This is a genomic window from Modestobacter sp. VKM Ac-2982 (assembly GCF_026967935.1).
GTDB lineage: Bacteria > Actinomycetota > Actinomycetes > Mycobacteriales > Geodermatophilaceae > Modestobacter.
Window position 1 is genome coordinate 442,382 of record NZ_JAPVBL010000003.1, and the last position, 20,139, is coordinate 462,520.

General features: G+C 76.4%; 18 protein-coding genes. 10 read left to right on the forward strand and 8 right to left on the reverse strand.

From position 1 onward, the window contains the following. Positions 1–23: 23 nt before the first annotated feature. The 3 genes from O2W20_RS12760 to O2W20_RS12770 form a co-directional block, all read right to left on the reverse strand. A complete protein-coding gene (locus tag O2W20_RS12760; RefSeq protein ID WP_269172252.1) occupies positions 24–755 on the reverse strand; it encodes a PAS and ANTAR domain-containing protein in 732 nt (243 codons plus the stop codon). A gap of 205 nt (positions 756–960) precedes the next feature. After that, positions 961–2,415 (reverse strand): MocR-like transcription factor YczR, encoded by a 1,455-nt coding sequence (gene yczR / locus O2W20_RS12765; protein ID WP_269172251.1) that lies wholly within the window; start codon positions 2,413–2,415, stop codon positions 961–963. A 263-nt stretch (positions 2,416–2,678) separates the two neighbouring features. Further along, on the reverse strand, positions 2,679–3,632 hold the full coding sequence (locus O2W20_RS12770) for a cobalamin biosynthesis protein (protein ID WP_269172250.1): 954 nt from the start codon (positions 3,630–3,632) through the stop codon (positions 2,679–2,681). A gap of 44 nt (positions 3,633–3,676) precedes the next feature. Between O2W20_RS12770 and def the strand changes: the two genes are divergently transcribed. The 3 genes from def (at position 3,677) to cobM (ending at position 6,343) form a co-directional block, all read left to right on the forward strand. Beyond that, on the forward strand, positions 3,677–4,234 hold the full coding sequence (gene def, locus O2W20_RS12775) for a peptide deformylase (protein WP_269172249.1): 558 nt from the start codon (positions 3,677–3,679) through the stop codon (positions 4,232–4,234). Between the two features lie 160 nt (positions 4,235–4,394). Further along, positions 4,395–5,606 carry a precorrin-6y C5,15-methyltransferase (decarboxylating) subunit CbiE gene (gene cbiE / locus O2W20_RS12780; protein WP_269172248.1) on the forward strand — a complete coding sequence of 404 codons (1,212 nt, stop codon included), beginning with the start codon at positions 4,395–4,397 and terminating at the stop codon, positions 5,604–5,606. Further along, positions 5,603–6,343 (forward strand): precorrin-4 C(11)-methyltransferase, encoded by a 741-nt coding sequence (gene cobM / locus O2W20_RS12785; protein ID WP_269172247.1) that lies wholly within the window; start codon positions 5,603–5,605, stop codon positions 6,341–6,343. Before cbiE ends, cobM begins: the two co-directional genes overlap by 4 nt. 2 nt (positions 6,344–6,345) lie before the next feature. Here the strand turns inward: cobM and O2W20_RS12790 are convergent, their stop codons facing one another. Further along, complete coding sequence (locus tag O2W20_RS12790) at positions 6,346–7,428, reverse strand: cobalt-precorrin-5B (C(1))-methyltransferase (RefSeq protein WP_269172246.1); 1,083 nt, start codon at positions 7,426–7,428, stop codon at positions 6,346–6,348. Between the two features lie 95 nt (positions 7,429–7,523). Between O2W20_RS12790 and O2W20_RS12795 the strand changes: the two genes are divergently transcribed. The 7 genes from O2W20_RS12795 (at position 7,524) to O2W20_RS12825 (ending at position 15,390) form a co-directional block, all read left to right on the forward strand. Then, positions 7,524–8,255 (forward strand): cobalt-precorrin-6A reductase, encoded by a 732-nt coding sequence (locus tag O2W20_RS12795; RefSeq protein WP_269172245.1) that lies wholly within the window; start codon positions 7,524–7,526, stop codon positions 8,253–8,255. Further along, positions 8,252–8,893 (forward strand): HAD hydrolase-like protein, encoded by a 642-nt coding sequence (locus tag O2W20_RS12800; protein ID WP_269172244.1) that lies wholly within the window; start codon positions 8,252–8,254, stop codon positions 8,891–8,893. The genes O2W20_RS12795 and O2W20_RS12800 overlap by 4 nt, the downstream gene beginning before the upstream one ends. A gap of 210 nt (positions 8,894–9,103) precedes the next feature. Next, positions 9,104–11,011 (forward strand): family 43 glycosylhydrolase, encoded by a 1,908-nt coding sequence (locus O2W20_RS12805; protein WP_269172243.1) that lies wholly within the window; start codon positions 9,104–9,106, stop codon positions 11,009–11,011. 173 nt (positions 11,012–11,184) lie between these two features. After that, positions 11,185–11,505 carry a hypothetical protein gene (locus tag O2W20_RS12810; protein ID WP_269172242.1) on the forward strand — a complete coding sequence of 107 codons (321 nt, stop codon included), beginning with the start codon at positions 11,185–11,187 and terminating at the stop codon, positions 11,503–11,505. A 77-nt stretch (positions 11,506–11,582) separates the two neighbouring features. Continuing rightward, on the forward strand, positions 11,583–12,044 hold the full coding sequence (locus tag O2W20_RS12815) for a hypothetical protein (protein WP_269172241.1): 462 nt from the start codon (positions 11,583–11,585) through the stop codon (positions 12,042–12,044). A 56-nt stretch (positions 12,045–12,100) separates the two neighbouring features. After that, positions 12,101–13,801 (forward strand): ABC transporter, encoded by a 1,701-nt coding sequence (locus O2W20_RS12820; protein ID WP_269172240.1) that lies wholly within the window; start codon positions 12,101–12,103, stop codon positions 13,799–13,801. Beyond that, complete coding sequence (locus O2W20_RS12825) at positions 13,798–15,390, forward strand: YfjP family GTPase (RefSeq protein ID WP_269172239.1); 1,593 nt, start codon at positions 13,798–13,800, stop codon at positions 15,388–15,390. The genes O2W20_RS12820 and O2W20_RS12825 overlap by 4 nt, the downstream gene beginning before the upstream one ends. Before the next feature lie 70 nt (positions 15,391–15,460). Here the strand turns inward: O2W20_RS12825 and O2W20_RS12830 are convergent, their stop codons facing one another. Genes O2W20_RS12830 through cobG form a run of 4 tightly spaced genes read right to left on the reverse strand, consistent with a single transcriptional unit; the run spans position 15,461 to position 20,115 of the window. Further along, positions 15,461–16,711, reverse strand: coding sequence for an MFS transporter (locus O2W20_RS12830; protein ID WP_269172238.1), 1,251 nt, complete (start codon positions 16,709–16,711; stop codon positions 15,461–15,463). 55 nt (positions 16,712–16,766) lie between these two features. Next, complete coding sequence (locus tag O2W20_RS12835) at positions 16,767–18,305, reverse strand: precorrin-2 C(20)-methyltransferase (RefSeq protein WP_269172237.1); 1,539 nt, start codon at positions 18,303–18,305, stop codon at positions 16,767–16,769. Next, positions 18,302–18,922 carry a precorrin-8X methylmutase gene (locus O2W20_RS12840; RefSeq protein ID WP_269172236.1) on the reverse strand — a complete coding sequence of 207 codons (621 nt, stop codon included), beginning with the start codon at positions 18,920–18,922 and terminating at the stop codon, positions 18,302–18,304. The genes O2W20_RS12835 and O2W20_RS12840 overlap by 4 nt, the downstream gene beginning before the upstream one ends. Next, on the reverse strand, positions 18,922–20,115 hold the full coding sequence (cobG, locus tag O2W20_RS12845) for a precorrin-3B synthase (RefSeq protein ID WP_269172235.1): 1,194 nt from the start codon (positions 20,113–20,115) through the stop codon (positions 18,922–18,924). The genes O2W20_RS12840 and cobG overlap by 1 nt, the downstream gene beginning before the upstream one ends. Positions 20,116–20,139 lie beyond the last annotated feature (24 nt).

Below are 20,139 nucleotides of genomic sequence, written 5' to 3' on the forward strand. Positions count from 1 at the left end.
CGGGCCGGGACGAGCGGGGGCGCTCAGCCCGAGCGGCCGGGCGGGGACGCGTCGTGCAGGATCTCGCGCACGTCGTCGGGCAGCGGATGGCGGCCGCTGGCCGAGTCGATGATCGCGACCGCCACGTCGCGCACCTTGCGGTGCGTGTGGCTCGAGATGTGCGCCAGGAGGTCGAAGGCGACCTGGTCGCCGCAGCTCATCAGCAGCATGAGGATGCCCTTGGCCTGCTCGATCGCCGCGCGGCTCGCCATGGCGTTGCGCAGCTGCTCGACCTCGGTCTCCAGGTGGCGCACGTGCTCGTCGTCGGACTGGGGCAGGTGCGCCTCGGTGATGTCGACGACCAGGCCGGTGAGGGCCACCACGGCGCCCGAGGCGTCGGTCTCCGGTTCACAGACGAGCACCGCCGTCCGCTGCGCACCGTCGGCGCGCACGACCCGGTGCTCGCGGGAGACCGCGGTGCCGGTGGTGCCGGCGACCGCGAGGGCCTCCCGGATGGCGGGGCGGTCCTGTTCGTGCACGTGTGCCAGCAGCAGCTGCCCGGACGGCTCCGTCGAGCCGTCCGGCACGCCGTACAGGGCGTGGAGCTCCGGGGACCACCACCACCGTTCGGTGGTCAGGTCGCCGCGGAAACGGCCGGCCGGACGGGGGGCGGCGGAGTCGACGGTGTGGCGGCTGGGTTCGACCCGGCCGGCTGCCGGGCGCACCGGCGGGGCGACGGGGCTGGGGCGGCGGTGGAGTGCAGAGGGTGTGGTCATGGCGTCGGCCGATTCTCTGGTGGCGCACCGGTGTCTTCGGTGGGGATCGCCGTGCCCGTGGTTTGACACGGACGATCCATCGAGCCGTCGGACTCGACCGCTTCAGTGCTCGCGAAGCTACCGCGCGTGCGGACGCCGTGCACGCACGTAGCGGGGGGGCGAACCCGCCCCGGGCGGGTCTTACGGACGGTCATGACTCGATGACTCAGACGACGGTGGGCGCCGGAGCCGCCGGGTGCCTGCTGCCCGCGCCGCCCAGCGTCTCGGCGAGGCAGGCGAGCACGTCGACCGCGGCGCGCAGCTCCTCGACCGGTCGGGTGAAGGGCAGCCGCAGGTGGTCGTCGAAGGCGCGTCCGGTGCCGAAGGCCCGGCCCTCGGCCAGCAGCACTCCCCGGGGCGCCGCGCCGGCGACCAGGGCGGCCGAGCTCAGCCCCGGGGGCAGGGCGCACCACAGCGAGAGCCCGCCCGACGGGGGGTGCACCCGCCACTGCAGCAGCCGGCCGGCCAGCGCGCCCAGCAGCGCGTCCCGCTGGTTACGGAGCTGGTCGCGGCGCCAGGTCAGCACGGCGTCGAGGTCCTGCACCAGGGTGGTGGCCGCGAGCTGATCGAGGAGGCCGACGGAGAGCTGGCGGCGCCCCAGCACCGCGCTCAGCCGTGCGGCCAGGGCGGCGTCGGTGCGCAGCCAGCCGATCCGCAACCCGCCCCAGACCGGCTTGGCCAGCCCGCCGACGGTCACCGTGGCGGCGTCCGGCAGCCCGGCGGCGTACGGGGGCAGCGGCCCCTCGTCCAGGTGGAGCTCGGCGCACGACTCGTCCACCAGCGTCAGCACGCCCTGCTGCCAGAGCGTCGCGGCCAGCCGGCGGCGCCCGGCGGCGGACAGTCGGGCGCCGGTCGGGTTGGTGAAGTCCGGGATGAGCACGGCCATCCGCGCGCCGCTCTGCCGCGCGGCGAGGTGGGCGGCCTCGACGAGGTCGTCGGGGCGGCGCTCGTCGACCGGCACGGGCACCAGCCGGGCGCCCACGCTCTCCACCAGGCGCAGAGCGCCGGGGTAGCTGGGGTGCTCGACGAGCACCCGGTCACCCGGCTCCAGCAGGGCCTCGGCGACCACCGCCGAGGCGTCGCCGACGCCGGAGGTCACGACGACCTGGTCGGGGTCGGTCGGCAGGCCGCGGGCGGTGAACCGGTCGGCGATCGCGGCGCGCAGCTCGGGGAGGCCGCCCGGCGCGTACCCGTGGCCGGCGGTGTACGCCGGGAGCCGGTGCACCGCCTGCTGGTAGGCCGGCTCCAGCTGCGGTGCCGCGGAGGGTGCTGCGTGTGCGAGGTCGATCAGGCCGGGGACGTCGCGGGGCAGCCAGCCGGCCGAGGACGAGTCCCCGCCGGGCACCTCGACCACCGTGCCCGACCCCTGCCGGGTCCGCGCCCACCCCTCCTCCCGCAGCACCCGGTAGGCCGAGGCGATGGTGACCCGACTGGTGACCAGGGCCGTGGCGAGGTCTCGCTCGGCGGGCAGCCGGGTGCCCGCCGGGAGCTGACCGGCCAGCACGAGCTCACGGACCCGCCGCGCCAGCCCGGCGTACCGCGGGCCCGGCAGGGCCGTGACCGGCCCGATGAGCGCGGCGACCTCGCGCGCCGAAGTGGTCTGGGATGCGACGACTGGCATGGGGCCACTGTGCCGGATTGGCCTGCTCCGTGGTGCTGTTCTCGGTGCCAGTCTCGCCGCATGACACCTGGAACCGGTCTCCTCGTCCTGATCGGACTGTTCCTCGCCCTGGGCGCCCTCGCCGCGCACACCCTGCTGGTGACCCTGCGCGGGGGGCTGGGGCCCGCTGATCCGCCGGCCAGTCACCCGCGGGTCGACCCGGCCGGCTTTCCGACGCCGTCGGAACCGCGGGGTGCGCTGCGCCGCCGTCCCCGGCCGGCCCGTCAGGCGGAGGGGCCCCGGCGCCGCAGCCGGCTCAGCGCGGCGAGGGCGGCGGCCGCCGTCCACACCGCGCGGGAGAGCCGGACCGCCCGGCGGATGTCCCCCCGCGCGGGGGGCTGACCGTCGCCCAGCGTCGGTCGCTCCTCCACCCGGGCGCCGTAGACGTTGCGGCCGCCCAGCCGCAGGCCGAGGGCGCCGGCCAGCGCGGCCTCGCACCGGCCGGCGTTCGGGCTGGGGTGGGCGGCGCCGTCCCGCTGCCAGGCCCGCCAGGCGCCGGTGGGCGACCCGCCGGCCACCGGCGCGACCGCCACGGTCAGCGCGGCGGTGAACCGGGCCGGCAGCCAGTTCAGCACGTCGTCGAAGCGGGCCGCGGCCCAGCCGAAGCGGGCGTACCGCGGCGACCGGTACCCGACCATCGCATCGAGGGTGTTGGCCGCGCGGTAGGCCAGCAGCCCCGGCAGGCCGGCGACCGCGCCCCAGAACAGCGGGGCGACGGCGGCGTCCGAGGTGTTCTCCGCGACCGACTCCACGGTCGCCCGCACCAGCTCCGGCTCACCGAGACCGCTCGGGTCGCGGCCGGCCAGAGTCGGCAGGTGCGCCCGGGCGGCCGGCAGGTCCCCGGCGGCCAGGTGCCCCGCCATGGTGTCCGCCGCCCGGCCCAACGAGGTGCCGCCCAGCACGGCCCAGGTGGCCCCCGCGGTCACCACCGTCCGGGCGATCGGCCGGCCCGCGGTTCCCCGGTGCAGGACGGCGCCCAGGGCGGCCGCCGCCCCGACGCACACCGCGGTGTGGCCGGCGCCCGCCACCCGTGAGTCCCGCCAGACCGACCGCTCCAGCGCGGCGGCCGCCCGCCCGAAGCCGGCGACCGGGTGCCCCCGGCGCGGATCGCCCAGCAGCAGGTCGGCGAGGGCGCCGAGCACGAGCCCGGCGGCGGTCGGAGCGGGCCGGGTGCGCATCGCGGTCACTGTAGGCAGCGGGCAGGTCCTTAGGATCGACGGTCATGCGCCTGCCCGGCCGTTACGACGGCGTCGCCCGGCCGATCGTCACCTACGGCAGCAACCCGGTGCTGCACCGGCCGTGCGCCCCGGTGACCGAGTTCGACCGGGAGCTGCGGCACCTGCTGCTGGACATGTTCGCGAGCATGTCCGCCGCCGACGGTGTCGGGCTGGCGGCCAACCAGATCGGCGTCGACGCGCGGGTGTTCGTCATCGACTGCCCGGACGCCGACGGGGAGGACGTCGTCGGCTACGTGGTGAACCCGGTGCTGACGGTGCTCGACCCGGTCGGCGACGAGCCGGCGGTCGAGCTGACCGAGGAGGGCTGCCTGTCGGTGCCGGGCCCCTACGCGGAGCTGGAGCGGGCCTTCCGCGCCCGGGTCGACGGCGTCGACGTGCACGGTCAGCCCACCGCGATCGAGGCGACCGGCATGGCCGCGCGCTGCCTCCAGCACGAGGTCGACCACCTCGAGGGCACCGTCTACGTCGACCGGCTGCCGGAGGAGACGCGTGAGCGGCTGCTGGCCGAGGCCGCCGGCCCTGAGGGCGACCTGCCCGCGTGAGGGCCGAGGGAGCATCGCAGGGAGCGCCAGCGACCGAGGAGCGGACCGAGGTCCGTCATCACGCTTTCGGGGACACCGTGACGGCCGAGGGAGCATCGCAGCGAGCGCCAGCGAGCGAGGAGCGGATCGAGGCCGGTCCTCACGCCTTGGGCAGCTGGGCATGAGCCGGTTCTCCGTCACGGTCGTCGGCGTGGGCGCCGACGGATGGGACGGGCTCTCCCCCGCCGCCCGGCGGGCGATCGCGGGGGCGGAGGTGGTGCGGGGGAGCGCCCGCCAGCTGGCCCTGGTGCCCCCGGACGTCGCCGCCGAGCGGGTGCCCTGGCCCTCGCCGATGGCGCCCGCCCTGGCTGCCCTGCCCGAGGCGCACCCGGGCCGGCGGGTGGCCGTGCTCGCCAGCGGCGACCCGATGCTCTCCGGCGTCGGCACCACGCTGGTCCGGCTGTTCGGCGCCGACGCCGTCCAGGTCGTGCCGCACCCGTCGTCGGTGACCCTGGCCTGCGCGCGGCTGGGCTGGGCGGTGGAGGGGACGACGGTGGTCTCCGTGGTCGGCCGGCCGGTGTCGCTGGTCCTCCCGCACGCCACGCCCGGCCGGCGGCTGCTGGTGCTGGGCTCGGACACCCGGACGCCGGCGGAGCTCGCCGCTCTGCTCGCCGGAGCCGGGTACGGCGCCAGCCGGTTCACCGCGCTCGCCCAGCTCGGCGGGCCCGCCGAGCGCCGGTTCACCGGCACCGCAGCCGACTGGCCCCATCCGGAGACCGACCCGCTCGTGCTCACCGCCGTCGAGGTGGTCGCCGACCCCGGCACCGTGCCGCTGCCGACCGTGCCGGGCCTGCCGGACGACGCCTACTCCTCCGACGGGCAGCTGACCAAGCGGGACGTCCGGGCGGTGACGCTCTCCCGGCTGGCCCCGCTGCCCGGCCAGTTGCTCTGGGACGTCGGCGCGGGCGCCGGCTCGGTCGGCATCGAGTGGATGCGGGTGCACCCCTCCTGCCGGGCGATCGCGGTGGAGTCCGACCCCGTGCGCGCCCAGCGGATCGGCCGGAACGCCGGCCGGCTCGGGGTGCCCGACCTGCAGGTGGTCGAGGGCCGGGCCCCCGATGCACTGCTCGGGCTGCCGCAGCCGGACGCCGTCTTCGTCGGGGGCGGGGCGACCACGCCGCTGCTGCTGGACACCGTCTGGGAGGCCCTCGCCCCGGGCGGCCGGCTGGTGGTCAACGCGGTCACGGTGCAGAGCGAGGCCGTGCTCGCCGAGTGGCACGGCCGCTGCGGCGGCTCGCTCACCCGACTGTCGGTCGCGCAGGCCGAGCCGGTCGGCGGCTTCACCGGCTGGAAGCCCGCCATGCCCGTGACGATCTGGAGCGTGACCCGATGACCGTCCACTTCATCGGCGCCGGGCCGGGTGCCGCCGATCTCGTCACGGTGCGGGCCGCCCGGCTGATCGCGTCGTCCCCGGTCTGCCTCTACGCCGGTGCCCTCGTGCCCCGCGATCTGCTGGACACCGCACCGGCGGGCGCCCGGCTGGTCGACACCGCGGACCTCGACCTGGACCAGATCACCGCGGAACTGGTCGCCGCGCACGAGGCCGGGCTGGACGTCGCCCGGCTGCACTCCGGCGACCCCTCGGTGTACAGCGCCATGGCCGAGCAGATGCGCCGGCTGGACGCGGCCGGGGTGCCCTACGACGTCGTCCCCGGGGTGCCCGCGTTCGCCGCGGCGGCCGCGTCGCTGAAGCGCGAGCTGACCGTGCCGGGGGTGGCGCAGACCGTCGTCCTCACCCGGACGTCGGCGCGGTCGACGCCGATGCCACCGGGGGAGACCCTCGCCGCCTACGCGGCGACCGGCGCGACCCTGGTGCTGCACCTGGCCGTGCAGCGGATGGACGACCTCGCCCCGGAGCTGGCCGCGCACTACGGCGCGGACTGCCCGGTGGCGGTGGTGGCCAAGGCCAGCCGGGACGACGAGCTGGTGTTGCGGGGCACGCTCGCCGACATCGCCCAGCAGGTCAGCGCGGCCGGTGTGCGGCGGACGGCGGTGGTGGTCGTCGGCCGGGTGCTGGCCGCCGAGCAGTTCCTGGACAGCCACCTCTACTCGACCACCCGGACCCGATGAGTTCAGCCGCGGCCGACGATGGTGCCGGCGCGGTCGATCACCACGACGTCGACCTCGACCGGGGCGCCGAGCAGCACGCCCTCCGCGGTGCGGCGCGCCCCGACGGCGACCAGGTCGCCCAGCGGGAACCCGGCGGCGGTGCACTGGTGCAGTGCGTCCAGCGCGGTGTTCGCCTCCCGCACGCCCTCGACCAGCGCCGGTGCGCCGCCGGCCTCGGCGACCAGGGTGGCCAGCGCGGTGAACGACACCTGCGACCGGGCCGAGTGCAGGTCCAGGTGCCCCTCGGCGAGCTTGGCCAGCTTGCCGATGCCGCCGGCCACGGTCAGCCGCGGCACCGGGTGCCGGCGCAGGTACTTCAGCACCGCGCCGGCGAAGTCGCCCATGTCCAGCAGCGCGTCCTCGGGCAGGCCGTGGAGCTCCTGGGCCACCCGCTCACTGGTCGACCCGGTGCACCCGGCGACGTGCTCCCGCCCGGCGGCGCGGGCCACGTCGATGCCGCGGCGGATCGAGTCGATCCAGGACGAGCACGAGTAGGGGACGACGACCCCCGTCGTCCCGAGGATCGACAGGCCACCGAGGATGCCCAGCCGCGGGTTCCAGGTCCTGCGGGCCAGCTCGGCGCCGTTCTCCACCGACACCTCCACGACGACGTCCCCGCTGCCGCCGTGCCGCTGCGCGACCGCGGCGACGTGCTCGCGGATGAACTGGCGCGGCATCGGGTTGATCGCCGGCTCGCCGACGGCCAGCGGCAGGCCGGGCTTGGTGACCGTGCCGACGCCCTCGCCGGCCCGGAAGAGCACGCCGCTGCCCGGGGCGCCGTGGGTGATGCGGGCGGAGACCAGCGCGCCGTGGGTGACGTCGGGGTCGTCGCCGGCGTCCTTGACGATGCTGACGGTGGCGGCGTCCTCGGCGAGCTCCTCCTTCGCCAGGGCGAAGGACGGGTGCCTGTCGTTGGGCAGGTCGATCGTGACCGGGTCGGGGAACTCGCCGGTGAGCAGCGCGGTGTAGGCGGCGGTGGTGGCCGCGGTCGCGCAGGCGCCCGTCGTCCAGCCGTGCCGCAGCCCTGCGCTGCCGTCCCTGCTCACGGGACCATCCTCCACGGCGATCCAGCGACGACCTGTCGACGCCTCGCCCGCCGGGCAGGCGTGGACGACTCGACACTCGGCGACGGGGGGACGGCGTGACCGGTCAGGTGCTGGTGCTCGGGGGCACCGGGGAGGCCCGGCGGCTGGCCGCGGCGCTGGTCGGGGCGGGTGTCGACGTGCTGTCCTCGCTGGCCGGGCGGGTCGCCGACCCGGTGCTGCCGCCGGGCGCCGTGCGGATCGGCGGGTTCGGTGGCGCCGACGGGCTGACCGCCTGGCTGGCCGAGCACCGGCCGCGGGCGGTGGTCGACGCCACCCATCCGTTCGCCGCGCAGATCACCGCCTCCGCCGCGGTCGCCGCGGCCGCGCACGGGACCCCGCTGCTGCGGCTGCAGCGGCCCGGCTGGACGGCGCAACCCGGGGACCGCTGGCGACATGTCGACTCGTTGGCCGCGGCGGCCGAGGCGGTGGCCGGGTACCGCAGCGTCTTCCTCACCACCGGCCGGCAGGGCGTCGGGGCGTTCGCCGCCCTCCCGGGCCGGGTGCTGGTCCGCTCGGTCGACCCGCCGGACGAGCCGCTGCCGGCCGGCGCGACCCTGCTGCTGGACCGCGGGCCGTTCAGCCTGGCCGACGAGCTGGCGCTGCTGCACGAGCACGACGTGGACGTCGTCGTCACCAAGGACTCCGGCGGCGCCCTGACCGAGGCGAAGCTCGTCGCCGCTCGAGAGCTCGGCATCCCGGTGGTGCTCGTCCGCCGCCCACCGCTGCCGCCCGGGGTGGAGACGGTGGACACCGTCGAGGATGCGCTCACCTGGGTGCTGCGGCGATGAGGCTGGTGCTCTTCGACCTCGACGGCACCCTGGTCGACTCGTCCCCGGGCATCTGGGCCTCGATCCGGGTCGCTGCCGCCGAGCTCGGCCTGCCCGAGCCGACCACCGACCAGCTGCGGTCGATGGTCGGGCCGCCGCTGTGGGAGGGGTTCGCCGGCGCCTTCGGCATCGGTGGGGACGACGTCGACCGGGCGGTGGCCGCATACCGCGCGCACTACACGGCCGGGGCGATGCTGGCGGCGCCGGTCTACCCGGGCATCGCGGAGCTGCTGTCCGGGCTCCGGGCCGACGGCGCCACGCTGGCCGTGGCGACCAGCAAGCCCGAGCCGTTCGCGCTGCGCATCCTGGCGCACGTGGGGCTGTTGCCGGAGTTCGCGAGCGTGCACGGCGCCACGCTGGACGGCGCCGTGCGGCACAAGGAGCAGGTGGTCGCCGCGGCGCTGGCCGCCCACCCGGACGGCGACCGGCCGGTCCTGATCGGCGACCGGTCGCACGACGTGCTCGGTGCCCGGGTGCACGGCCTGCCCTGCATCGGCGCCGGCTGGGGGCCGGCCTCGCCCGGTGAGCTCGCCGCCGCCGGTGCGGCGGCGGTCGCCGCCACCCCGGCCGACGTCCGAACGGCGCTCGCCACGGTCTGAGCCGGGGAGGGTGTCGGCGCCCCGGCAGTGGGTGCACCGTCCGGGCACGACGGTCGCCCCGGGGATGTGCCGCCGTCCTCGTCGGGTGCGGCACGTCGCTGTTGCATCGTTGTAAAAGAGTGAGCAGACTCACGCCGTCACCAGCGCCGCACAGCGCCGGTGCCCCAGCGTCCCCAACGGGGTGGACGCCCGCCTGAAGAGAGTCCGCCCATGACCCGTTCCCTCCTCCGCCGGGCGTGGGTGCCCGCGCTCACGGCAGCCGTGCTGGTCGGCTCAGCAGCGCTCACCGCCCCGGCCGCCGCCGCGCCGACGCCCGCGGGTCCACCGCTCGTGGCCGGAGCCGACCGCCCCGCGGACCCGATCGCGCACGACCCCACCCTGGTCAAGGAGGGGGACTGGTTCTACCTCGCCGTCACCGGCGACGCCGCCACCGGCAGCGACTACATCCCGATGAAGCGGTCGAAGGACCTCCGCACCTGGGAGGAGCTGCCGCCGGTCTTCACCGAGCTGCCCGCCGGCGTCCTGGCCGCCATCGGCGCGACCCCGGCCGACGCGCCGCAGGACGCCTGGGCCCCGGACCTCAGCTGGTCCGGCAGTGAGTGGCGGCTCTACTACTCGGCCTCCCGCTTCGGCACGACCAACTCCGTGACCGCGCTGGCGACCACGACGTCGCTGGACCCGGCCGACCCTGGCCACGGCTGGGTCGACCGCGGCCCGGTGCTGGAGAGCGAGGCGGGCAGCGACGAGTACAACGCGATCGACGCCAACCACGTCACCGACGTCGAGGGCGGCGAGTGGCTGACCTTCGGCTCGTTCTTCGGCGGCCTGAAGATCGTTGCGCTCGACCCGGCGACCGGGGAGCTCGCTGCCGGCGCTCCGGTGCTCCCCCTCGTCGACCGGGGGATCCAGTACAACCCCGTCGAGGGGCCCTCGATCATCCGCCACGGCGACCACTACTACCTGTTCGCGGCCTTCGACTACTGCTGCCGTGGTGAGGAGAGCGACTATCGGGTGGTCGTCGGCCGGTCGACGTCCATCACCGGCCCGTACGTGGACCGGGACGGCGTCTCCCTGCTGGAGGGCGGCGGCACCGAGGTGCTGCGGGGCTACAACGAGTTCCAGGGCACCGGCCACCCGGACGTGTACTCCGCCGGCGGGGTCGACTACTTCGTCAACCACTACTACGACGCGCTGTCCGACGGCACGCCGCGGCTCAACGTGCGCACCCTGTCCTGGTCCGACGGCTGGCCGACGGTCAGCGACCCGGTCAACCCGAGCCGTTCGGCCGGTCACGGCTCGGCCTACGTGCAGGTGGTCCCGCGGGACGGTGCCGCGGTCGTGTCCAACGCGACCTGTGGCTACGCCGGGGCCAACCTGGCCCTGGTCGCCGCCTCGTCGACCGACCCCTGCCAGCAGTGGCAGATCGACGCACGGGACGCCGCCCAGGTCACCGACGGCAGCGAGACGGGTTCGCGGTTCCAGAACCGGAAGAGCAACATGGCCGCCGACTTCCCCGGCTGCGCGGAGGCGCAGACCAGCGGCGACGTCGGCCAGTTCGACTGGTTGGGCAACTTCTTCTACAACGTCTGCCAGCGCTGGCTGTTCTCGCCGGCGCCCGACGGCTACACGACGATCTCCTCCATCGCGGGGCGCAACCTCGTGTGGACCGCCGAGGGTCGGACGCCAGGCGCCGACCTGGGCGTGGCGACGCCGACGGGTGCGGCGAACCAGCAGTTCCGGTTCCAGCCGGTCGGTGAGGTCCTGCTGGGCAGCACCACCGACCAGACCCGGACCCTGGGTGTGGCCGGGTGCACGGCGGCCAAGGGCAACGGCAACAAGGTGCGGATGGAGACCCGGGTCTCGGGCTCCTGTCAGACCTGGACGGTGACCTCCGCCGGCGGCGCCGGCTACACGGTCACCAACGCCGCCACCGGCTCGGTGCTCGCCTCGACGTCCTGCACCACCGGCAGTGCCCCGGCGCGGCTCCGGCTGCTCCCGGCGAAGAGGGCGGGCAAGGCGGGCGAGTGCGGCACCTGGACGCTCGTCCCGGGCGACGACGGCACGTGGTCGCTGGCCACGGCCGGGACCACCCAGGAGGTCCGGCTGCTCATCCCCTGACCGACCCCGCTGCACCATCCGGCGGCCGGTGTCCCCTCGCGGGGCGCCGGCCGCCGTCGTCACCCGGTGCCGACGCACGGACGACGGTGACCATGGCGGACGTCCGTTCGGAGCCGGCCCCGGTCCGGCTCCGAACGGTGTCGAAGACGCGGCAGCGGGACTACCGTCCGCTCATGGTGGTCGTCCTGGGCGGTGTCCTAGTGCTGATCGGCGTGGCTCTCGCGGTCCAGCAGGCCCAGCGGGCGACGAGCGCGGCGGGGCGGCCACTGCGGCTGAAGGAGGCCTCGGCGGAGCTGCCGGACCCCTACCGTCGCTGGTCCAGCGTCGGCATCGCCGCGGCGTTGTTCTCCGGCGCCCTGCTCCTCGGGCACGGGCAGCCCCGGTGGCTGCACTACGTGCTCGTGGTGGGGGTCGCGGTGCTCACCCTGGTCGTGCAGGCGGTGGCCCTCCGGCTGGTGGCACCGAGCCACGACCCGGGCGGCGTCGCGGGCTGACACCCGGTCGGCCGGGCCTCCCGCCACGGACCGTCGGACCCACGGTGCACAGTGGGAGGCGACGGAGGTGGTGCGCAGTGCTGGGAGAACCGCGGGCGGTCGACCTCGACCCGCTGGACCTGGAGAGCGCGCTGCTGCGCGCTGCGGTCGGTGACTACGCGGCCGAGGCGGCGGTGCTGCTGCTGGCCGACTCCGGCCACTGGCTGCCCCGGTTGCAGGTGGCCGGCCTGATCGCCATCGCGCTCGACGCCGACGCGGCCGACGGTGGGCCGTGGGCGGCCGTCCAGTGGGCCGACCTGGACGACGCGCTCCGGTCGGGCGTGATCGGCGGCAGCGGCGGGCAGTTGCGGCTGCTGCGGGCGGCGGCGAGCCTCGCTGAGGGCCAGCCGCTCGACCTGGCCGACCTGACCGCGGGGCTCGACCGCGCGGAGCTGGTCCTCCTGCTGGCTGCCCTGTCCCACGCAGCCGGCAGCCACGAGCACGACGACGGCGACGGCGCCTCGGTCGGCCCGGTCGTGCCCTGGCCGCTGCGCGACTGACCGGGCCTCACCCGGCCGAGGGGTGGGCGGTCGGCGTCCCGGGCAAGATCCCCGGCATGACCACCCCGCTCGGGCTGCCCGACGCCCTGCAGCAGCTGCGCGACCGGGTCGCGGCGGCACCGCTCGGCCTGGCCGTCCCGGGCCGGGACGCTGCCGCCCGCACCGCCCGCTCGGTCGTCGACCAGGTCGACGACTACCTGCTGCCCCGGCTGCGCGACCTGGACGCCCCGCTGCTCACCGTGGTCGGTGGCTCGACCGGCGCCGGCAAGTCCACCCTGGTCAACAGCGTGCTGGGCGCCCGGGTCACCACCCCCGGCGTGCTCCGCCCGACGACCCGCGCCCCGGTGCTCGTCTGCGCTCCCGCCGACCGGGCCGCGTTCGCCGGTGACCGGGTGCTGCCCGGGCTGACCCGCACCACCGGCGGGGAGGCCGGCCCCGGCGGGCTGCAGCTCGTCGTCTCCGAGGCGCTGCCGGCCGGGCTCGCCCTGGTCGACGCTCCGGACGTCGACTCGGTGGTCGAGGCCAACCGCGATCTGGCCGGGCAGCTGCTGGCCGCGGCCGACCTATGGGTCTTCGTGACGACGGCGGCCCGCTACGCCGACGCCGTCCCCTGGGACCTGCTGCGGACGGCTCAGGAGCGGGGGACGGCGCTGGCCATCGTGCTGGACCGGGTGCCGCCCGAGGCGGTGGTCGAGGTCGCCGACGACCTGGCCGGGATGCTGCGCCGGGCCCGCCTGGAGGGGGCCCGGCTGTTCGTGATCGAGGAGCGCCCGCTGGCCGACGGGTTCCTGCCCGAGGACCAGGTCGTGCCACTGCGCGAGTGGCTGCACGCGCTCGCCGCCGACGCCGAGCAGCGGGCCGCGGTCATCCGGCAGACCCTGGCCGGGGCGCTGGAGAGCATGCACGACCGGGTCGACGTCGTCGTCGCCGGCGTCGCCGAGCAGGCGGTCGCCGCCGAGGCGCTGCAGGCCGCTGCGGACGCCTCCTACGCCCGGGCGCGGGCGGCAGTCCACGAGGCGGTCGGCAACGGCAGCCTGCTGCGCGGGGAGGTGCTCGCCCGCTGGCAGGAGTTCGTCGGCACGGGGGAGTGGATGCGCAGCCTGCAGGGGCACGTGGGCCGGCTGCGCGACCGGGTCACCGCCGCCTTCGCTGGCCGCAACAACCCCGCCGACGACCTGGCCGGTGCCCTGGAGTCCGGGGTCGAGCTGCTGCTGCGGGCCGAGGCCGACCGGGCCGCGGAGAAGACGGTCACCAGCTGGCGCACCCTGCCCGGCGGGATCGCCCTGCTCGACGGCCGGGAGATCGAGCTGGACGGCGTCTCGCCGTCGTTCGCGGGCGCCTCCGCCGACGAGGTGCGCGACTGGCAGGGCACCGTGCTGGAGCTGGTGCGCAGCGAGGGTGCGGGCAAGCGGTCGCGGGCCCGGCTGCTGTCCTGGGGGGTCAACGGCGCGGGGGCGGTGGTGATGGTCGCCGTCTTCGCCTCCACCGCCGGGTTGTCGGGTGCGGAGGTGGCCATCGCCGGTGGCACGACCGCGGTGGGCCAGCGGGTCCTGGAGGCGGTGTTCGGGGACGCTGCGGTGCGCGAGCTGGCCGCCCGGGCCCGGGCCGACCTGGACGCCCGCGCCGACCGGCTGCTGCACGCCGAGCAGCGGCGTTTCGACGTGCTGCTCGCCGACGCCGCCCCGGCGCCGGGCGCCGACGCCGAGCTCCGGTCGGCCGCGCAGACGCTGGCTGCCGCCCAGGGAGCGGGCGCGTGAGGCTCGGGCGGCGCGGCGAGCTGTCCCTGACCGACCGGCTGGCTGCGCTCCGCGAGGCGATCGAGGTCGCCGAGGAGCGGCTGGAGGTGCCCGAGGTGGCCAGCGCCCGCACGCTGCTGGCCAAGGCCGGCGCCCGGGAGGCGCTCGGTGACGCCACCGTCGTGGCGCTCGCCGGGGCGACCGGCAGCGGGAAGTCCACCCTCTTCAACGCGCTCAGCGGCAGCGAGGTGAGCACCCCGGGCGTGCGCCGTCCGACCACCGGGGTGGCGCACGCCAGCGTGTGGGGCCCGGACGGCGCGGACCGGCTGCTCGACTGGCTGCAGGTCCCTCGCCGGCACCGGGTCGAGGCGGGTGACGCCGCGCTCGACGGGCTGGTGCTGCTCGACCTGCCCGACCACGACAGCGTCCGGCTGGAGAACCGGCTCGAGGTCGACCGGCTGGTGGAGCTGGTCGACGTGCTCGTGTGGGTGCTGGACCCGCAGAAGTACGCCGACGCGGCGGTGCACTCGCAGTACCTGGCGCCGCTGGCCGGGCACGCGGGCGTGCTGGTCGTGGTGCTGAACCAGGTCGACCGGCTCGACGAGCCGGCCGCCCGCGCCTGCCTGGCCGACCTCCGCGGCCTGCTGGACCGGGAGGGCCTGGGGGCGACCCCGGTGCTGCCCACCGCGGCCCGCACCGGTGCCGGCCTGCCCGAGCTGCGGGCCGAGCTGGGCCGCCGGGTCGCCGCGCGCCGGGCCGCCACCGACCGACTGGCCGCCGATGCCCGCGCCGCAGCCGGTGCGCTCGCCCAGCACTGCGCGCCCGACGCCGGCCCCGACCGCAGCCGGGACCCCGACGAGTGGGCGGGGCTGACCGAGGCGCTCGCCGACGCCGCCGGCGTGCCGGCCGTGGTCGGCGCCGTGGAGCGCTCGGCCCGCCGCCGCGGTGCCGCGCACACCGGGTGGCCGGTGCTGCGCTGGACGGGCAAGCTCCGGGCCGACCCGCTGGGCCGGCTGCACCTGGGCAACGAGGCGGCACGCAGCTCGCTGCCCCCGGCCGGCGCCGTGCAGCAGGCCGCACTGGTCGCGGCGCTGCGCCGGGCACGGGACGCCGCCGGGCAGGGGCTGCCGCAGGCCTGGCGGGACGAGCTCCGCCGCACCGCCGAGTTCTCCGAGGAGCGGCTGGCCGACCGGCTGGACCGGGCGGTCACCGGCACCGACCTCGGCCCGGACCGCACGCCGCTGTGGCAGCGGGCGGTCGGCGGGCTGCAGTGGCTGCTCGTGCTGACCGCGCTGGCCGGCGCGCTGTGGCTGCTCGGCCTGGTCGGCCTGGGGCTGCTCCAGCTGGACGACGTCGTCCCGCTGCCCCGGGTGGAGGGCATCCCGCTGCCGACGCTGCTGCTGGCCGGTGGCCTGCTCGCCGGGCTGTTGCTGGCGCTGCTGGCCCGGCCGCTGGTGCACGCCGGCGCGCGGAGACGAGCCAGACAGGTGCGGCGGCGGCTGCTGGACCGGGTCGGTGAGGTGACCGACGAGGAGGTGGTCGGGCCGCTCACCGAGGCGCGCGAGGACCACTCCCGGTTCTGCGCGGCGGTGACCCGCGCCGGCAGCTGAACCGGGGCCCTCCGAGTGCTTGTGCTCTGCTCACTCCTGGTGAGCAGAGCACAAGCACTCGGCACCAGGCTCAGTCGAGCGCGGCGGCGGGAGCCCGGTGCGTGGGCTCCGGGACAGGAGCGGCGGGACGGCGGGCGTGCAGGGTCAGGCCGCCCACCGCCAGCAGGGCCAGCACGATGACCGCGACGCCGTAGACCTGCGCCGTCCGCTCCAGGCCGACGTGCCCGGCCGCCACCCCCGCGGCGATCGCCGGCACGCTGAACGCGAGGTAGCTGGCGGTGAAGACCGCGGACAGCAGGGCGGCCCGCTGGCCGGGGGCCACGCCCTGGGTGACGGTGGCCATCGCACCCAGGAAGGCGGTGCCGAAGCCGAAGCCGGAGACGACCGCCGCGACGAAGAACAGCGACAGGGAGCCGGTGGTCAGCGCGGTCACGGTGCCGGCCACCCCGACGGCGAAGACCAGGGCGCCGACGACCATCGAGCGGGCGGGCGCGACGGTGCGCATCGAGAGCGACCCGACCAGACCGGTGCCGTTGAGCGCGAGGATGACCAGGCTGCCGACGACGTGGTCCTGCACGTCGAAGACGCCGGCCACCAGCGACGGGCCGAGCGAGGCGTAGAGCCCGCCCAGCGCCCAGGTGGCGACCAGGCAGGGCAGGACGACGACGAACGCGCGGCGCTGCGAGGCCGGCACCTGCACGCTGGGCCGCAGCGACCGCGCCGCGCCGGGCAGCCGGGGGGAGGACTCCGGCAGGAACACCCAGACCCCGGCGGCGGCGGCCACGCACAGCACGGTGAGGACGCCGAAGACCCAGCTGGTCGGCGCGGGCAGGAACTCGACCGCCAGCCCGGCGCTCACCGCGCCGACGGAGAGCCCCACCGCGGGGGACGCCGAGTTGACCAGGGCCCCCAGCGGCCGGTCCGGGCGCTGCAGGTCCAGCAGTGCCGCGCCGAACGCGCCGGTCAGCGCCCCGGTGGCCAGCCCCTGGACGATGCGGGCGAGCAGCAGCCACCCGACCCCGTCGGCGGTCAGGAACAGCACCATCGAGACGGCCTCGAGCAGCAGCGCGGCGGCGAGCACCGGGCGGCGCCCCACGTGGTCCGACAGCGCCCCGACCACCAGCAGCGACAGCAGCAGGGCGAAGGCATACACGCCGAAGACGACGGTGATCAGGCCCGAGCCGAAGCCGAACTCCTCCGCGTAGACCCGGTAGAGCGGTGAGGGCACCCCGGAGGCGGCGAGCATCAGGGTCAGCAGCACCGCCACCGACCAGAAGGCGGCGGGGCGGGAGAGCTCACGGCGCGGCACGAACCGGTGCAAGCCGCAACGAGCCCCTCCTGTTCCGCCGAGGGGCCGAAGTCGCGACTTCGGCCCCTCAGGCGTCAGCGGGGTAGCGGCGGGAGGTGTAGACCTGGCCGGACGGCGTCACCCGGGTCTGGGTGGAACCGATCATCACCAGGCAGCGCATGTCGACCGTGTCGGGGTCGAACTCGCCGAGGGTGGTCACGGTGACCGACTCCTCGGGCCCGCCGACGTCCCGGCCGATGACGACCACGGTCTCCGGCTTCCTGACCTCCAGCAGCGCCTGGTGCGCCTCGCCCAGCTGGTGCGGGCGCGCCTTGGAACGCGGGTTGTACAGCGCGAGCACCAGGTCGGCGGCGGCTGCGTGCCGCAGCCGGTCCAGCACGATCTCCCACGGCTTGAGGACGTCGGACAGCGAGATGATCGCGAAGTCGTGCCCGAGCGGCGCCCCCACCCGGGAGGCGACCGCCTGCGCCGCGGTGAGCCCGGGCAACACCCGGACCTCGACGTCGGCGAACTCGGGCTGGGCCGCCACCTCGAGCACCGCGGCGGCCATCGCGAACACGCCGGGGTCGCCGCTGGAGACGACCGCCACCCGCCGTCCGGACTGCGCCAGCCGCAGCGCCGCCGCGGCCCGCTCGGCCTCCACCCGGTTGTCGCTGGGGTGCCGGGTCTGCCGGGGGTTGACCTCCACCCGGTCCAGGTAGGGGCCGTAGCCGACCAGGTCGTCGGCGCGGGCCAGCGCCTCGGCGGCCTCCGGGGTCGTCCAGCTGCGCTGCCCGGGGCCCAGGCCGACGACCACCACCTCGCCGCGCCGGGGTCCGTCGTCCTCGGCCCGTTCGGGGTGGTTGCCCGGCCCGGTGAGCTCGCTGGGCAGCAGGGCGAGGGAGAAGTAGGGGACGGTGGCCGGGTCGACGTCGGCGAGCGGTTCGACCCGCTGCCGGTCGGTGGTGGCCCGCTCCACGTACCAGGCGCGGTCGAGCACGCCGGCCGCGTCGAACGCCTCCCGGACGTTGGCGAAGGTGCGGCCCAGCTTCATCACCGCGGCGGAGTCAGTGGTCGACAGCCACTCGGCGAGCTCGTCGGACGGCAGCGTGCCGGGCAGCACGGTGAGCACCTCGTCCCGCTCCACCAGTGGCCGGCCGAGCACCGCGGCCGCACCGCTGACGCTGGTGACGCCGGGGACGACCTCGGTCGGGTACCGGTGGGCCAGCCGCTTGTGCATGTGCATGTACGAGCCGTAGAAGAACGGGTCGCCCTCGGCGAGGACGACGACGTCCCGGCCGGCGTCCAGGTGGGCGGCCAGCCGGGCGGCGGCCGCCTCGTAGAACTCGTCGATCGCCCCCTGGTAGCCGCCGGGGTGCGCGGTGGTCTCGGTGGTCACCGGGTAGACCAGCAGCTCCTCGACCTGGCCGGCGCGCAGGTACGGCGCGGCCAGCGCCCGGGCGACCGAGCGGCCGTGCTGGGCGGCGTGGAACGCGACGACGTCGGCCGCGCCGATCAACCGGGCGGCCTTGACCGTCACCAGCTCCGGGTCGCCCGGCCCCAACCCGACCCCGTACAGCCGCCCCGTCCCCGTCGAGGGGCCGAAGTCGCGATCTTGGCCCGTCATTCGGCGGTGCTCGCGATCGCGTTGACGGCGGCGGCGGTGATGGCGCTGCCGCCCCGCCGGCCGCGGACGGCGAGGAACTCGAGGTCGGCGGCGGCCAGCGCCTCCTTGGACTCGACCGCGCCGATGAAGCCCACCGGGATGCCGATGACGGCGGCCGGCCGCGGGGCCCCGTCGCGGACCATCTCCAGTAGGTGGAACAGCGCGGTGGGGGCGTTGCCGATCGCGACGACGGCGCCGTCCAGCCGGTCGCCCCACAGGTGCATCGCCGCGGCGGTGCGGGTGGTGCCCATCTCCCGGGCCAGGTCGGGGGTGCGCGGGTCGTTGAGGGTGCAGACGACCTCGTTGAACGCCGGCAGCCGCTTGCGGGTCACCCCGGAGGCGACCATCTGGGAGTCGCACAGCACCGGGGCGCCGGACTCCAACGCCTTGCGGCCGGCCCGGACGACGTCGGGGGAGAAGGCCACGTCGGCGGCCAGGTCGACCTGACCGCAGGCGTGGATCATCCGGACCGCGACCTGGGCGACGTCCTCGGGAAGGCCGGACAGGTCGGCCTCGGCGCGGATCATGGCGAAGGACTGCCGGTAGATCTCGGCGCCGTCGTGCTCGTAGGAGTACATCAGTCCTCTTCGATCCGGAGTTCGTAGCCGGACGGCGTCGCGACGACGTCGACGACCCCGCCCTGCGGTCGGCCGCAGCGGCGCTCGCAGCCGGCCCAGTGCTGTCGGGCGCCGCCGGCGGGCAGCGTCCGGGTGGAGACGGCGCTGACGGCGTCCGCGCGGACGTCGGCGAGCGACTTGGCGCAGCCCGGGCGACCGGCGCAGGTGGTCACCTGCAGCCAGGGGCTCGCCTCGTCGAACACCATGCCGGTGCGGAACAGGTCGACGGCGGCGTCGTCCACGGCGTCCTCGGCCAGGTCGGGCACGACCACACTGCGCCACGGGGTCAGCTGCACCTCGGCGGCGAGCCGGGCGAGGAGGTCGGCCTGGTCGGCGGTCAGCCGGCCCAGCGGGACGACGCCGATCAACGCCGTCCGGCCGTCGAGCTGCGTCGTCGCCCCGACCGGCCCCACGACCGGCGCCCCCGGCACCTCCACCGAGGGGCCAAAGTCGCGACTTTGGCCCCTGAGGAGGGCGGCGACGCGGGTGGGGCCGTCGGCGAGCTCGGTCAGCCGCCAGGCGGTCGAGCCCTGGGCGGTGCGCTCGGCGAGGAAGGCGCGGGTGGCGTCCAGTGCCAGCGCGACCGCGTCGTCCGGAGCGCAGCGCAGGCCGGAGTCGACGCCGCCGAGCAGCAGGGCCACCGAGTCGGCGGAGAGGGCCAGCAGGCCGACGTCCCCGCCGAGACCGGCGACGTCGCCCCGCCCGTCGTCCAGGGTCAGCAGGAAGCGGCCGGGCAGCTCGGCCAGCGCCGGGTCGGCGCAGAGCCCGGCGTCGAAGGCACCGACCCAGGGCCGGACGTCGACGTGCCCGCCCGCGGTGCGCCCGGACAGGGTGCTGGCCAGCACGTTGCGCACCCGCTCGTGCGTGGCGCTGGGCAGCAGGCCGGCGGCGGCCAGCCGGTCGCCCAGCTCTGCCTCCGCACCGGCCGGCAGCCCGCGCAGCTGCACGTTGCCCCGGCTGGTCAGCTCCAGGTGCCCGTTCCCGAGCTCCCGGGCCGCCGCCGCCAGTGCCTGCAGCTGCACCGCGCCGATCGCCCCGCCCGGCACCCGGACCCGGGCCAGCCCGCCGTCGGCGGCGGCGTGGGTCTGCAGCGCGCCGGGGCAGGCGTCGGCGCGCTCGCGGGGAGCGGAGAGGGAGGTCCCGGGGAAAGACATGGCGCCCGCGAGGCTACTTCCCGA

Bases quoted from the DNA above. Each gene is read 5' to 3' on its own strand.
- O2W20_RS12805 (WP_269172243.1), top strand. From the start codon at position 9,104: ATGACCCGTTCCCTCCTCCGCCGGGCGTGGGTGCCCGCGCTCACGGCA.
- cbiE (WP_269172248.1), top strand. From the start codon at position 4,395: ATGAGCCGGTTCTCCGTCACGGTCGTCGGCGTGGGCGCCGACGGATGG.
- def (WP_269172249.1), top strand. From the start codon at position 3,677: ATGCGCCTGCCCGGCCGTTACGACGGCGTCGCCCGGCCGATCGTCACC.
- O2W20_RS12810 (WP_269172242.1), top strand. From the start codon at position 11,185: ATGGTGGTCGTCCTGGGCGGTGTCCTAGTGCTGATCGGCGTGGCTCTC.
- O2W20_RS12760 (WP_269172252.1), bottom strand. From the start codon at position 755: ATGACCACACCCTCTGCACTCCACCGCCGCCCCAGCCCCGTCGCCCCG.
- cobG (WP_269172235.1), bottom strand. From the start codon at position 20,115: ATGTCTTTCCCCGGGACCTCCCTCTCCGCTCCCCGCGAGCGCGCCGAC.
- O2W20_RS12835 (WP_269172237.1), bottom strand. From the start codon at position 18,305: ATGACGGGCCAAGATCGCGACTTCGGCCCCTCGACGGGGACGGGGCGG.
- O2W20_RS12770 (WP_269172250.1), bottom strand. From the start codon at position 3,632: ATGCGCACCCGGCCCGCTCCGACCGCCGCCGGGCTCGTGCTCGGCGCC.
- O2W20_RS12840 (WP_269172236.1), bottom strand. From the start codon at position 18,922: ATGTACTCCTACGAGCACGACGGCGCCGAGATCTACCGGCAGTCCTTC.
- O2W20_RS12820 (WP_269172240.1), top strand. From the start codon at position 12,101: ATGACCACCCCGCTCGGGCTGCCCGACGCCCTGCAGCAGCTGCGCGAC.
- yczR (WP_269172251.1), bottom strand. From the start codon at position 2,415: ATGCCAGTCGTCGCATCCCAGACCACTTCGGCGCGCGAGGTCGCCGCG.
- cobM (WP_269172247.1), top strand. From the start codon at position 5,603: ATGACCGTCCACTTCATCGGCGCCGGGCCGGGTGCCGCCGATCTCGTC.
- O2W20_RS12800 (WP_269172244.1), top strand. From the start codon at position 8,252: ATGAGGCTGGTGCTCTTCGACCTCGACGGCACCCTGGTCGACTCGTCC.